Origin of the sequence: Mesorhizobium sp. M0923 (assembly GCF_040319365.1) — a bacterium.
In the GTDB taxonomy this organism is placed as follows: Bacteria; Pseudomonadota; Alphaproteobacteria; order Rhizobiales; family Rhizobiaceae; genus Mesorhizobium.
Map to the genome: position 1 here is coordinate 156,460 of NZ_JAMYNW010000015.1, position 13,667 is coordinate 170,126.

At 60.5% G+C, this 13,667-nt stretch carries 12 protein-coding genes and 4 pseudogenes; 15 read left to right on the forward strand and 1 reads right to left on the reverse strand.

The features are described 5' to 3' along the window. Positions 1-78 precede the first annotated feature (78 nt). The 15 genes and pseudogenes from nifK (at position 79) to NKH89_RS24115 (ending at position 12,624) form a co-directional block, all read left to right on the forward strand. Entirely contained in the window at positions 79-1,620 is a 1,542-nt protein-coding gene (gene nifK / locus NKH89_RS24045; RefSeq protein ID WP_352910259.1) for a nitrogenase molybdenum-iron protein subunit beta, read from the forward strand. Positions 1,621-1,676: 56 nt separating this feature from the next. Further along, positions 1,677-3,167: a nitrogenase iron-molybdenum cofactor biosynthesis protein NifE gene (nifE, locus tag NKH89_RS24050; RefSeq protein ID WP_352910262.1), complete on the forward strand. Its 1,491-nt coding sequence runs from the start codon at positions 1,677-1,679 to the stop codon at positions 3,165-3,167. A 9-nt stretch (positions 3,168-3,176) separates the two neighbouring features. Continuing rightward, positions 3,177-4,559, forward strand: coding sequence for a nitrogenase iron-molybdenum cofactor biosynthesis protein NifN (nifN, locus tag NKH89_RS24055; protein WP_352910265.1), 1,383 nt, complete (start codon positions 3,177-3,179; stop codon positions 4,557-4,559). Next, positions 4,525-5,022 carry a nitrogen fixation protein NifX gene (gene nifX, locus NKH89_RS24060; protein ID WP_352910268.1) on the forward strand — a complete coding sequence of 166 codons (498 nt, stop codon included), beginning with the start codon at positions 4,525-4,527 and terminating at the stop codon, positions 5,020-5,022. Before nifN ends, nifX begins: the two co-directional genes overlap by 35 nt. Positions 5,023-5,039: 17 nt before the next feature. Further along, on the forward strand, positions 5,040-5,519 hold the full coding sequence (locus NKH89_RS24065) for a NifX-associated nitrogen fixation protein (RefSeq protein ID WP_352910270.1): 480 nt from the start codon (positions 5,040-5,042) through the stop codon (positions 5,517-5,519). 147 nt (positions 5,520-5,666) lie between these two features. Then, on the forward strand, positions 5,667-6,332 hold the full coding sequence (locus NKH89_RS24070; RefSeq protein WP_502896932.1) for a response regulator transcription factor: 666 nt from the start codon (positions 5,667-5,669) through the stop codon (positions 6,330-6,332). Positions 6,333-6,389: 57 nt separating this feature from the next. After that, positions 6,390-7,244 (forward strand): annotated as a pseudogene (locus tag NKH89_RS24075) (DDE-type integrase/transposase/recombinase); the annotation flags it as partial. A gap of 525 nt (positions 7,245-7,769) precedes the next feature. Beyond that, a complete protein-coding gene (locus NKH89_RS24080) occupies positions 7,770-8,135 on the forward strand; it encodes a hypothetical protein (RefSeq protein ID WP_352910276.1) in 366 nt (121 codons plus the stop codon). Between the two features lie 121 nt (positions 8,136-8,256). Continuing rightward, positions 8,257-9,417 carry a TlpA disulfide reductase family protein gene (locus NKH89_RS24085; RefSeq protein ID WP_352910279.1) on the forward strand — a complete coding sequence of 387 codons (1,161 nt, stop codon included), beginning with the start codon at positions 8,257-8,259 and terminating at the stop codon, positions 9,415-9,417. 347 nt (positions 9,418-9,764) lie between these two features. After that, a pseudogene (locus tag NKH89_RS24090) lies at positions 9,765-10,222 on the forward strand (NifX-associated nitrogen fixation protein); the annotation flags it as partial. A gap of 24 nt (positions 10,223-10,246) precedes the next feature. Then, positions 10,247-10,450, forward strand: coding sequence for a CCE_0567 family metalloprotein (locus NKH89_RS24095; RefSeq protein WP_352910281.1), 204 nt, complete (start codon positions 10,247-10,249; stop codon positions 10,448-10,450). Further along, positions 10,447-10,758, forward strand: coding sequence for a ferredoxin III, nif-specific (gene fdxB / locus NKH89_RS24100; protein ID WP_352910283.1), 312 nt, complete (start codon positions 10,447-10,449; stop codon positions 10,756-10,758). Before NKH89_RS24095 ends, fdxB begins: the two co-directional genes overlap by 4 nt. A 120-nt stretch (positions 10,759-10,878) precedes the next feature. Beyond that, positions 10,879-11,034 carry an exopolysaccharide production repressor protein gene (locus NKH89_RS24105; RefSeq protein WP_352910305.1) on the forward strand — a complete coding sequence of 52 codons (156 nt, stop codon included), beginning with the start codon at positions 10,879-10,881 and terminating at the stop codon, positions 11,032-11,034. A 380-nt stretch (positions 11,035-11,414) separates the two neighbouring features. Then, a pseudogene (locus tag NKH89_RS24110) lies at positions 11,415-11,632 on the forward strand (1-aminocyclopropane-1-carboxylate deaminase); the annotation flags it as partial. Between the two features lie 416 nt (positions 11,633-12,048). Continuing rightward, positions 12,049-12,624 (forward strand): hypothetical protein, encoded by a 576-nt coding sequence (locus tag NKH89_RS24115; RefSeq protein WP_352910285.1) that lies wholly within the window; start codon positions 12,049-12,051, stop codon positions 12,622-12,624. 71 nt (positions 12,625-12,695) lie between these two features. On the opposite strand, the pseudogene NKH89_RS24120 reads toward NKH89_RS24115, so the two are convergent. Beyond that, positions 12,696-13,330 (reverse strand): annotated as a pseudogene (locus tag NKH89_RS24120) (DDE-type integrase/transposase/recombinase); the annotation flags it as partial. Positions 13,331-13,667 lie beyond the last annotated feature (337 nt).

Below are 13,667 nucleotides of genomic sequence, written 5' to 3' on the forward strand. Positions count from 1 at the left end.
TTGTCCGCGGGAGACCTGAAACGTTTCGACGTCCCTGTGCCGCCGTATGGCGGGCCAGATGGAAAGAGGTAACCACCCATGCCGCAGCTGGCTGAAAAAGTTCTCGACCACGCTCCCCTGTTCCGCGAGCCGGAATACAGGCAGATGCTCGCCGAGAAGAGGCTGAATTTCGAATGTCCGCACCCGGACCAGGTCGTTACCGACCAACGCGAATTCACCAAGACGTGGGAATACCGAGAAAAGAACCTCGCTCGCGAAGCGCTTGTCGTGAACCCCGCCAAGGCCTGCCAGCCGCTTGGCGCGGTGTTCGCGGCCGCGGGCTTCGAGCGAACCATGTCCTTCGTCCACGGCAGCCAGGGCTGCGTGGCCTATTACCGCTCGCACCTGTCGCGCCATTTCAAGGAGCCTGCTTCGGCAGTTTCCTCCTCGATGACCGAGGACGCGGCAGTGTTCGGTGGCCTGAAGAACATGGTCGACGGGCTCGCCAACACGTACCAACTTTACGACCCGAAGATGATCGCCGTCTCGACGACTTGTATGGCCGAGGTCATTGGCGACGACCTGCACAGCTTCATCGAGAACGCCAAGGACCAAGGCTCGGTTCCGCGCGACTTCGACGTGCCCTTCGCCCACACGCCGGCCTTCGTCGGTAGCCATGTCGACGGCTATGACGTTACGGTCAAGGGCATTTTGGAGCATTTCTGGAAAGGCGAGGAGCGCACGGAAGCCGAGGGGACCATCAATGTCATTCCGGGTTTCGACGGCTTTTGCGTGGGCAACAACCGGGAACTCAAGCGCCTGCTCGATCTGATAGGCGTGTCCTATACCTTAATCCAAGACGCCTCGGACCAGTTCGACACGCCGTCGGACGGCGAATACCGCATGTACGACGGCGGCACCAAGATCGAAGACGTGAGGAAGGCGCTCAACGCCGAAGCGACACTTTCGCTACAACATTACAACACCCGAAAAACACTGGAGTATTGCGAGGGGGTAGGGCAGGCGACTGCCTCGTTCCATTACCCGCTCGGAGTCCAGGCGACCGACGACTTCCTGATGGAGGTCTCCGCGATTTCCGGGAAGCAAATCCCCGAGGCAATCCGCCTGGAGCGCGGCCGACTTGTTGACGCCATGGCGGACAGCCAATCCTGGCTGCACGGTAAGAAATACGCCATCTATGGCGATCCGGACTTTGTCTACGCCATGGCCCGCTTCATCATGGAGACGGGTGGCGAGCCGACCCATTGCCTCGCCACCAACGGCACCTCGGCATGGGAAGCGGAGTTGAAGGAGCTGCTTGCATCATCGCCCTTCGGCAAGGATGCTCAAGTCTGGGCGGGCAAGGACCTCTGGGCGATGCGCTCGCTGCTTTTCACCGAGCCGGTAGACCTGCTGATCGGCAGCTCCTATGGCAAGTATCTGGAGCGCGACACCGGCACGCCGCTGATCCGGCTGGCCTTTCCGATCTTCGACCGCCACCATCACCATCGCTTTGCGCTCATGGGCTACCAAGGCGGGTTGCGCGTACTGACGACGATCCTCGACAAGATCTTCGACAAGCTCGATCGCGAGACAAGCGAGACGGGCGTGACGGACTATTCGTATGACCTCACCCGCTAAGCGTGACGGTCGGCTTTGGCCGGTCGTCTTCTCGAGGGACTTTGGAGACCGACGCAATGTCCTCGCTCAGAGCCAAGATCCAGGATGTCTTCAACGAGCCCGCCTGCGAGCAGAACCGCGGCAAGGATGCCAAGGCGCGCAAAAAGGGCTGTTCGAAGCCACTGACCCCCGGGGCGGCGGGCGGCGGCTGTGCCTTCGATGGCGCCAAGATCGTGCTGCAGCCGATCACCGACGTTGCGCATTTGATCCATGCGCCGCTCGCCTGCGAGGGCAATTCCTGGGACAACCGCGGTGCGGCTTCGTCCGGGCCAACGCTGTGGCGCACAAGCTTCACCACCGATCTCACCGAACTCGATATTGTGATGGGGCAGGGCGAGCGGAAACTCTTCAAAGCGATCCGCGAGATCAAGGAAGCGCATAGGCCGCCGGCTATCTTCGTCTATCCGACCTGCGTGACGGCGCTGATCGGCGACGACATCGAGGCAGTCTGCAGGCGCGCTGCGGAAAAGTTCGGCCTACCGGTGGTGCCGGTCAATGCGCCGGGCTTCGTCGGCTCCAAGAATCTCGGCAACAAGCTTGCCGGCGAGGCGTTGCTCGAGCATGTCATCGGCACGGTGGAGCCCGACGATGCCGGCCCTTACGACATCAACATTCTTGGCGAATTCAACCTCTCGGGCGAATTTTGGCTGGTGAAGCCGCTGCTGGATCGGCTCGGCATCCGGGTGCGCGCCTGCATTCCGGGCGACGCGCGTTACCTCGACATTGCCTCCGCGCACCGCGCCCGGGCGGCTATGATGGTGTGCTCGACCGCGCTCATCAATCTCGCCCGCAAGATGGAGCAGCGCTGGGATATTCCGTTCTTCGAGGGCTCCTTCTACGGCATCACCGACACCTCGGAAGCGCTCCGACAGATCTCTCAGCTGCTCGTGAAGAAGGGTGCCGATCCGGAGATCCTCGACCGCACCGAGGCAATGATTGCAGATGAGGAGGCGATCGCTTGGAAGAAGCTCGCGGCCTACCGGCCGAGGCTCGAAGGCAAGCGCGTGCTGCTCAACACCGGCGGTGTGAAGTCCTGGTCGGTCGTCCATGCGCTGATGGAGATCGGCATCGAGATCGTCGGCACCTCTGTCAAGAAGTCGACCGTCGAAGACAAGGAGCGCATCAAGCAGATCCTCAAGGACGACAACCACATGTTCGAGCAGATGCCAGCGCGCGAGCTTTACGCCATGCTCTCAGAACACAAGGCCGATATCATGCTGTCGGGCGGGCGCACGCAATTCATCGCGCTGAAGGCCAAGACACCCTGGCTCGATATCAACCAGGAGCGCCAACACCCTTACGCCGGCTATGAAGGCGTGGTGCAACTCGTACGCCAGATCGACCTCGCCATTCATAACCCGATTTGGTGCCAGGTGCGGGAGCCGGCACCATGGGATTGCCAGCCTGCGGTGAGGGAGGAACTGCCGCGCACGAAAAGCGAGGCCGCGACCTTGCATGCTGTCCAGGAATTCGCCGGCACGACGGCCGACGATTTCGGCGAGTGTTGAGGAAAGCCGATGGTCCGCATCCTTCCCCAGACCAAAGCGGCGGCGGTCAATCCGCTGAAGTCATCGCAGCCGCTGGGTGCCGCCTTGGCCTTTCTTGGCGTCGACGGCGCGATGCCGTTGTTCCACGGCAGCCAGGGGTGCACCAGCTTCGCGCTCGTGCTCTTCGTGCGGCATTTCAAGGAAGCCATCCCCTTGCAGACAACGGCGATGGACGAGGTGGCGACGATCCTCGGCGGGGCAGACCATCTGGAAGAGGCAATCCTCAACCTCAAGGCCCGCACAAAGCCAACGCTGATCGGGGTCTGCACGACGGCGCTGGTGGAAACCCGTGGCGAAGACTGCGCAGGAGATATCGCCAATATCAGGCTGAAGCGCACGAAAGAACTCGCGGGTACGGAGGTGGTGCTAGCCAACACACCGGATTTCGACGGCGCGATCGAAGAGGGCTGGGCCAAGGCTGTCACCGCGATGATCGAAAGGATTACGCGGCCCGGCGAGCAGGCGCGGCAGTCGAAGAAGATCGTGATCCTGCCTGGCTGGAACCTCACTGTGGCTGATATCGAGCATTTGCGTGAGATGGTTGAAAGCTTTGGACTGAAGCCCGTGATTCTGCCGGACGTCTCCGGCTCGCTCGACGGTACGGTGCCCGACCGCTGGGTCACCACCACCTACGGCGGCACCAGCGTCGAGGATATCCGCGAGCTTGGCACGGCCGAGCAATGCATCGTCATCGGTGAGCATATGCGCCGCCCGGCCGAGCTGCTGCAGAGGTTGACCGGCGTGCCTTACGTGCTGTTCCGGTCGCTGACTGGATTGAAGGACGCCGACCGGTTCGTCTCGCTGCTGTCCGCGGTTTCGGGCGCGCCGGCGCCGGCTCGGGTGCGCCGTCGCCGGGCGCAGTTGCAGGACGCGTTGCTCGACGGACATTTCAACTTTGGAGGCAAGAAAATTGCGATCGCTGCTGAACCAGACCAACTCTACCAACTCGCGAGCTTCTTCATCGGAATGGGCTCCGAAATCGCGGCGGCGGTCACCACGACCGACATGTCGAAAATTTTGGAGGAAGTACCGGCGCAGTCGGTTCAGATCGGCGATCTCGGCGATTTGGAAGCTCTTGGCGCCGGCGCTCATCTTCTCGTCACCCATTCCCATGGCCGCCAGGCGGCGCAGCGCCTCAGCATTCCGCTCATGCGGGTCGGCTTCCCGATCTTCGACCGGCTCGGCAGCCAGCACAAGCTCACAATCCTCTATCGGGGGACCCGCGACCTGATCTTCGAGGTTGCCAACATCTTTGAAGCCAACCGGCACGCGCCGACGACTGAGGCGCTTGATCCACTCCGTAAGCGAGAAATGCCAGATGAGCTCCGTTCGTCGCCTCTCGCTCGTCACTGACGAGGTTCACGCACCGACGCCGGAACGCCAAGCCGGCGCATTGCGCGTGGCGATCGCCACGCAGGACATGAAGAACCTCAATGCCCATTTCGGTTCGGCCAGGCGCTTTGCTGTCTACGACGTGGGACGCGAGGAGTGGAATCTCGTCGAAGCCGTAGCCTTCGATGACGTTTCCGACGAGAGCGGGAAGCACCGAACTGAGGGCGATGACCGCATCACCCCGAAGGTGGCCGCGCTGAAGGGCTGTCATCTGCTGTTTTGTCTGGCTATCGGGGGGCCTTCGGCAGCCAAGGTTGTTTCGGCAAAAATTCATCCGATCAAAGTGCCGCACCCCCAAAGCATCCAAGAGGTGCTGTTGCGCACGCAGATGATGCTCAGGACGTGTCCTCCCCCTTGGCTGCGCAAGGTGCTGGCGCAGGCAGGTGTCGCCGAACAGAAACCGTCCTTCGAGGACGAGGACTGAAATGAGGAGTGGGCGAAATGTCTGACGCCGTGGTTAGCCCTGCTGTCGCCGAAGACGAGGCGGCCCTTGCCACCCCGTTCGTCAAATGTCTCGTGCGGCTGGTCCGGTCTCATGATTCCCACGGGTCTTGGGAAGGCAAATCGGACGCCGAGCTGCTGGGCGACTTCATCATCACCAGGGAACAGCGCCGTGCGATCCCGATCATCGGCGATCCCGATCCGGACGTGCTGTGGAGGCTCGAGAGGTTTTACACCGCCGTCGGGCTTGCGATCGAGGAGCGCTCCGGCCTGATGGCATCGCCGATGATGGAGATGAGCCATGAGGGCTTTGGGCGCGTGCTTCTCACGGCCGGGCGGTTGGTCGTTCTGTCGAAGACCCTACGCGACGTCCATCGGTTCGGCTTCGAGACGTTCTGGAAACTCGCCGCGGCCGGTACCAAACTGGCCGGCGATGCGACCGCAGCCATTGAGGCTCATCCCGAGGTGGCGCGGGCGTGATGGAACCGATTTTCGGTCAAGGGGATCATGTCAGGCCTTGAGGACATGCGATGGCCAGCCCTCTCAATCGAGGCGGTCGAGGCCGATGTGGTTCTTGGGGTAGCGCTGATGAAGCCACGGGTCCTGATCTGTTCGCAAGATGCGGAGTTGTATCTGTTCCTCAGCCACATTCTGGGGGTGGACGGCTTCACGAGTGAGCCGGCAGGCGGCGTGAAGGAAGCACTTGCATTGGCCGATGAACGGGAGCTCCAGGCGGTAGTACTGGACTGCGGGCCGGCAAGCGCGACAGGCTCCACAATCTGCGCCCGGTTCAAGGGGGAGCCCCGGACCGGCGGCCTGCCCGTAATTGCGCTGATCGCGCCCGGCGCCGAGAACCAGCACCTCGATCTCTTGAAGGCAGGTATTGACGAGAGCTTTGTGCGGCCCTTCGCGCCGGCCAAGCTGCTCGACTGTCTACGGACGAAGCTGGCGCTGCCGAAGCCGGGTTCAAACGGGATCGAAAACGGCAGCTGGCTCTGCTGCGGCAGCCTTGAGATGAAGCTCGATGCCCACCGAGTTCGCGGCAATGGCCACGACATCCATCTCGGACCTCTCGAGTTCAACCTGCTGCGGCATTTGCTTGAGAATCCCGGCAAGGTCTTCAGCCGAGACGAGCTGATCGACGCCGCCTGGCCGAACAATATCCACATCGGTGCACGCACCGTCGACGTCCATGTCAGCCGGATCAGAAAGGCGCTGAAGACGGCCTCGCCAGGTAGCGTCATTCGCACCGTCAGGTCGGCCGGCTACTCGCTCGAGAAGCCGGACGACTAGATGTTTGATCCCAGGCCTTGATGGGGCATCCTTGTCCTCCGAATCAAAGGATGCGCTATGGGCCAGGTTCTGCATGGGAGCGCCACGACGACAGAGGCGATCCGTCGAGCGATACAGCATAGTCAAGAGAGCCTGAGGGCGCTGGCCAAACGCTACGGGATCAACCAGAAGACGGTCGCCAAATGGCGGGAGCGGACCTCGGTGGCCGATCTGCCGACAGGGCCAAAGAGCCCCGCATCGACGGTTCTCTCGCCCGAGGAGGAGGCCGTCATCGTCGCCTTCCGGCGCTACACTCTGTTGCCGCTCGATGACTGCCTCTATGCCCTACAACCGACGATCCCGCACCTGACGCGCTCGTCACTGCAGCGTTGTCTTCAACGTCACGGCATCAGCCGCCTGCCGGACGTTGAGGGCGACAAGCCGGCAAAGAAGAAGTTCAAGAGCTATCCGATCGGCTACTTCCACATCGACGTCGCCGAGGTACGCACCGAACAGGGCAAGCTGCACATGTTCGTCGCCATCGACCGGACATCGAAGTTTGCCTTCGTCGAACTGCACGAGAAGGCCGCCACCGCCGTCTCAAGAGACTTCTTGCTGCGCCTGATCGCGGCCGTTCCCTACAAGATCCACACCGTGCTCACCGACAACGGCATCCAGTTCACGACGCCCGGCGCCGGCGGTTCGGCCGTGCCATTGATCAAGGAGGCCATCGCAAACGGCGAACGCTTCTGGGCCCATGCTTTCGAATACGCTTGCGCCACGAACAACATCGAGCACCGAACGACCAAGGCCCCGTGGACCAACGGCCGGGCAGAGATATGGGCAGTCCTCAATGCAGTGAAGATCACGGCTTCGCAGGTCGGCGTCAGGTCAAAGAGAGTCGTTTCAGCGGCATCGTATGGGCGGTATCACGATCTCTCCTGACTACTGGCCGGGAGCTGAACAGCGCGATGACCGTGCCGAGGCCGACGCCCCTCAACTTCGAGTCGGGACGGTCGGGCTCTTGCCGGGTTCGGCAGGAATCGATCGTATCAATCACGGTGTCACCGTCTGGCACGATAGCCGGGCTAGGAGTCAGGACGGCCGCATCTTCAGCGGTTCAGGCGGTCCGGGCCCGACCCGCGTGGCGACCGAGCGGTCTTTGGGGCTGGTCAAATCCGACAACGCTCACATTCGCACTAGGCGGTCCCTGCAGCGCCTGAGCACAGGGAACACAGAAATATCCGGCACAAAGCAGGAAGCCCGGAGAGTTCACCGGCCGGCACATGCCGGCACTCGGCCTGACTTTTTTCGCCACATTATCGTCGATCTGACGATGGCTGTTTGGCGAGCCACAGCTGGACGGCTTCGGTCGTGAAAAACTCCCGAGTCGTCAGCCCAGGAATTCAATCGCAAGGCGGGCTAGGGGCACAGGCCGCGCTCGGATGGAGCGGCCCCTTGCAATCGCAAATGGCGAGATCGCTACCGCTTCCGGACCGGAACGGCAAGAAGCTCAAGCTAGATTTTGTGACGCGAGCGGATGATGACGACGAGCCTGGCGGCAGCCAACCCAGTCATGATGTCCATCTGCTCGTCGCTCAGCCAGAATACCTGTTCAGTCATTTGTGGCCACGCTTTTCTGCCGACGCGAAGCGCGTGATGCTTGTCCAAAACCTGACAGCGGCAGAAAAGATGTCGGCTTCAATACAACCGGCCATCTTGGCATTTGGAGGCTTTTTCAAGCGATTCATGCGCTTACTGCCCGCTGAGCGCGCTGGCACGGCCTTTGCGGATTGTGATGCGGCAACACTGCCTGAAAGCTGACTGCACGCAGACGCGCGAGACGAGCGATGCTCTCCTTTTCCTGCCGTGTGCCCCTCTCTAAAGAGGGAACAAGCTCGCGCATAAGATCGCGCAACCTGTGGCAACAGCTTTGGAGAGCAGCATGGTATTGCAGATGAAGTCACCAGCTCCTCCGATCAAAGTGGACACCTGGCTTCGTGGCGAGCCCCTGACGAACTTCCAACCCGGCAAAGTGTATATCGTCGAATTTTGGGCAACTTGGTGCGAACAATGTGTGGCGGAGATGCTCGATCTGATGCGGCTCCAGGAAAAATACAAGGACGGCGGACTTGAGGTCGTCGGCGTCGCGGCTGATGAAGACGCTCCAACGGCCATTGAGGCTCGAACCAAGTTGGACGCGTGGTTGACCGAAAAGTGCTCGCATCTGAACTATCGGATCGCGTTCGACTACCCAGGTGAAATGAAGAAGCTTTGGAGGGAACCCAGCTTTTCTGTTGGGATTCCGACCTCGTTCGTGGTCGACCGAGACGGCCACATCGCCTTTATCGGTCATCCGAGCCAACTCGATGAGGTTTTGCCGAAAGTGCTCAACGGCAGCTGGCGCATCAGCGATAAAGCTAAAGCCGCCGATACGGAGCGGACCGCCACAAGCGAACCAATCGCGCGCGAACAAGCGTTGAAGCAGCCGATCGATGACAGATTCTGGGCGGCGGTGAAGTTAGAAGATTGGAAGACAGCGCTCTGGGCGATCGAAGAGGGCATCGCCTTGATGCCGGACGACATCAATTTCCGCCTGGCTCATGCGCATCTGTTGCTTCACAAAATTCAAGACATGTGGACCGGCTTGCCCGTCATGCGCCAATTGGTTCGCGACGCGATCGACAAAAACTCCGAGGATTGGATGGTTTCGGCGCTAGACCAACTTTTCCATCCGGCTAATAACCATTCGCGCCTTCCCCCTGCCGAGCGCTTCGCGATGGGCAAGGAACTGTCCCAACACATCCTGACACTGAATCCCCCACAAGGCGACAGCCATAAGTTCCGGTCTTATCCGGCGGTCGCCCGGTACTATCACGAGAACGGCAACAACGATCGCGCGATCGAGTTGGTCGAACTGGCACTGAAGTCACTGGACGGTTCGGAGCCTATCCCGGACGAACTGAAACAGCACCTTCTCCGGGATCTGCTGCAGGCTCTGACCAACTACAGGGGTGGAAAGGTTTGTTACGGCGCTCTCTGTGCGGTTTCGCAAAACAAGCTTCCCGAAGTGGCTAAAGCGCGGCCGGGCGAGAAGAGTACTTAAAAAGGTGGATGGTCGGAATGTTTACTGGCCAATTTGTCCATTTCCCTGGCGTGGCCGCAACTAGGCCCCATGCGGCACAAGATGGATTGTTTGCAGCGGGTTCGAGGCTCGAATCTTGTAATGACCTGCGGCCGCATCACGGTGGAAGTGATGTTCGACTCGAATCCGCGTGGAAGGCCTCGCAGTCGAAGACACGTCCAAGCTCGGCCACCGAGGCATCAATTATTTGGAACTGGCGGCCCCGAGCCGGGCGTCGGCTGCGCAAGTCTGCACGAAAAGGCGTCTCCGAAAAAGGAAATCGTCCATCGAGAAGAGGACTGCAGAGGAGAATATGAAATGCCTGAACCGCGGTCAGCCCTGCTGTCAACGAGGACGAGGCGGCCCTTGCCCCCCGTTCGTCAAATGCCTCGTGCGGCTGATCCGTGCTCAGGAGTCCTGCGGCTTATGGGAAGGCAAATCGGACGCCGAGCTGCTGGCCGACTTCATCGTCACCAGAAGCAGCGCCGTGCGATCCCTGTCATCGGAGATCCCGATCCGGACGTGCTCTGGAGGCTCGACATGTTTTACACCGCCGTGGAGCTTGCGATCGAGGAGCGCTCCGGCCTGATGACACCGCCAATGATGGAGATGAAACCCCATGAGGGCTTCGGGCGCGTGCGTTTCACGGCCGGGCGGTTGGTCGTTCTGTCCAGACGTCCACCGGTTCGGCTTCGAGACGTTCTGGAAGCTCGCGGAGGCCGGTACGAAACTGGTCGACGATGCGACCGCAGCCATTGAAGCCTATCCCGACGTGGCGCGGGCGTGATGAACCGATTTCGAGGAAGGGTTTATGACAAAGCTAGATGAGATGGGGAAGAAAGTCCGAAAGCTTCAGCTGCGCGCGGCGGTTGCCAAGATGAAATTGCGCGACCTTGCAGAGGATCTCCCGGGAAAATGGACGGAGATAGAGGAAGTTGCCGAGGAAACGTCCGCTGTTTTTGCCGAGTTGGATGGTGCCAAGAGAGAGCTCGCTGCAATGAAGAAGTTACGATGAGGAGCACATTCACCACCCGCGACGGCTCCGGATGGATGCCGGAATATCTCACCGCTATAGACGGCACGACCTGCATCGGCTGCGGCCGCTGTTTCAAGGTCTGCTCGCGCGAGGTCATGCATCTTTACGGCGTCGATGACGCGGGTGAAACCCTCGGCGCCTGCGACGACGAGGATGACGATTTCGATGGCGAGCTCAATCGCATGATCATGGTCGTCGACCAGGCCGGCCGCTGCGTTGGCTGCGGAGCCTGCGCCCGCGTTTGCCCCAAGAACTGCCAGACCCATCTTGCGGCCGACGCTGCGTGACATGGCCGACAAACCAGGAGAACGGCGTTGCTCTTTAAAAACTTTTGTCGCGTTTTGTGGCTGGTCCTGTGCAGCAACGCTCTGGCTGCCTACGTCGCTTCGCATTCCATCCGCACAGTAGTGGTCACAACGCTGGCTTGTTCGCTGCTCCTTCAGGTAGCCTACTTCGTAAGTGTGCTCTTTCTGATTTGGCGGTCGGGCTGCGCTTGCAGAGCTGGCAGGAGCCGAGCGTTTCGGGAGTTGCAAGGAAGTTGGATATCACCCGACAGACGATGATGAGGTGAGGAATGATTCGGACGTGGCTCAGCTCGTTCCGGTGGGCGGCTTATCGCTGCTCCGTTGAGGCGCGGTGATAAGCCAGCGCTCAGTTTCGTGCCACTTTAATCAATCATGAACATCGGGCGATCGTTCACGGAATACTGCGCTTATTATGATTGGCGGCGACCCAATTCCGGTCGTTCTGATCTCGACTGATGCCGTTTTTCGGTTCCATAAGCATCGGTGAATTGTCGAAGCACGCCGGGATGCGGAGGCAATCGAAATACTGAAGGTCTCTTCGGGAATGTTGGAGATGGCAGGTAACTTAAAATGAAGCCAGACAATGAGATGACGCGTGCAAGCTTATTGCAGCTCGATCCCGTGTTGCCGGATCGAACATGCTGGAAAATTCGAACGCCTATCCGCTCACCTTTGGGACCAATGCCCATCGAGAAGCTCGACCGCCTCGGCAAGCATCGGGAAAGGTGGAAATCCAGCCAAACGCGAGGACTGCAACTCCGGTCTCGCGTTTGGCGGAAACAAACTCCGCAAGCTGGAATACATCATTCCCGACGTGATCGCGTTAGACGCCGATACGCTTGTCCCATTGGCGGGGTCTGACGTGCTCCTCGTTTGTCCGCGTTTATAAGTTAGCCCTGTTCACGTTTTGAGGTGCTCCCCGTCTTTGGATCACGAGCTTCTTTACCCGTGGCATGGCTTGCTCTAATACCATTCTCTGGACCGCCGGAAGGTAGAGTTTCCCGGCTTTCTCACGATGACGGGCTGGCGGCGCCATCGGGATTGAGCAACGAAATCGGGCCTTGCCGATCGCCCCATGCGGGCGCACCCTCGTTATCCAACACGACGACAGAACGGCCACGGGATCGCGGAGCACGAGCTTCTTTACCGTGGCATCCTTGGGCCGGGAGCCTGGCCCATATTAATGAGGAGGTCGAGAAGGCGGGTGGAGAGGTTTTCCGTTGCAGCCTCTCTGGTCGGGGATCCGATCGGTGGCTGGAGATTCCAGCCTGGATGTTTGATCGGGTGGCTAGCGCCGCCTGGCAGGTTGGCGCCGCTCCCCATGTCGATATTGCTGCGCTACGCGCCTTGGCGACGCTGTTGCAGGATGTTGCACCCGCTTCGGGTACCCATCGCAAATGCGAGATTCGAGCGCCGCATTGGGCTCTCACGAGGCGAATCGCGGAGATGTCCATGCCGCGCCAGCTCACCACGTATCAGTTCGATCTGTTCTCCAATCCGCACGATGTCGAGACGCCGCGGACGCCGCAATGGCAGACATTGCCCGCCGAGACGCGCCGGACGCTGACGAAGCTGATGGTCCGCCTGATCCTCGACCACGCCGACGGCGACCTCACTCGGGAACGGCAGGAGGCGCGCCATGATGTGGCGCGTTTGCTCGGCATTGCACCGAAGACACTCAGGCTCGCCGTCGAGACAGGCGAGGTCGATGGGGGTTCATCCCGGGGTTCATCCCCTGCCGGATGGTCCGTGGATCTTCAGCCGATCAACGCTCGGCGAACCGGTGGCTCAGAGCATTGTTTGGCGTGCGAGGCAGAATCCAAAATACCCCACAGGATCGCACTCTGATCAGCAAAACCTATTCGCTTCAACGACATAGACAGATGGGTGTTATGAACAGGATTGTGGTATCTGCGCTAATCCTCCAACTTTTCGGCGGCGTCGGCAAGGGTCAAGAACCAATGGGCGTTCAGGCACTCCGCCCTGAAGCGGCCGTTGAAGGCTTCGATGTAGGCGTTGACGGTGGGCTTTCCCGGTCTGCTGAGGTCGAGCATCACGCCTTTCGCGTAGGCCCATAGGTCGAGGTCGCGGGAGATGAACTCGGAGCCTTGGTCGACGCGGATCGTCTTCGGATAGCCGATCTTTGGACAGACCTGTTCCAATGCCCTGACCACATCCTCCGCCCGATAGCTGAACCGCGGGTCGAGCACAGGCACATAGCTGGGAACGTGTCGACGACCGTGAGCACACGGATCTTCTTGCCCGTCGCGAGCTGATTGTGGAGGAAGTCCATCGCCCCGACGTCGTTCGGGCCGACGGCTTCCTCCCGGCCTTCCCCAGCTTCGCCTTCACACGCCGCTTCGGCGTATTGTTCCTGAGCTGCAGGCCCAAGTCCCTGTAAAATCGATAGGTTCGCTTCATGTTGATGTCCCAGCCCTCGCGCGTGAGCATTACATGCACGCGCCGGTATCCGACGGACCCGTGTGGCGCAGATGTCCTTGATCCGAGCTTCGATGCCGGCCTGATCGCGGCGGCGGGAGTTGTAGTGATACGTTCCACTCATCACATGTCTCCGCCACCAGCTCGCGTTTGCGACCAAGCCTCACAGTTTTCGGCGAATGAGGTCGCTTCGGTGCAGCAAGATTCTCCTGCCTTTGTGCCGGCGGTTGTGACGGAGCCGGAACCTGTAGCCAGGCATCCACCGAAGCAGCGGAAGGGCAAGCCACCCGAGACGTCGGAGTGATCGAGCTTGAGATCGACGGCATCGCGATGCGCGTCGGCCGGGGCACCGATACCAAGACGGTGGCTGCTGTAATCCGCGCGCTGAAGGCAACGACGTGATCGGGCCAACGGGTGCGGTCAAGGTCATGGTGGCGACGAAGCCAGTCGAC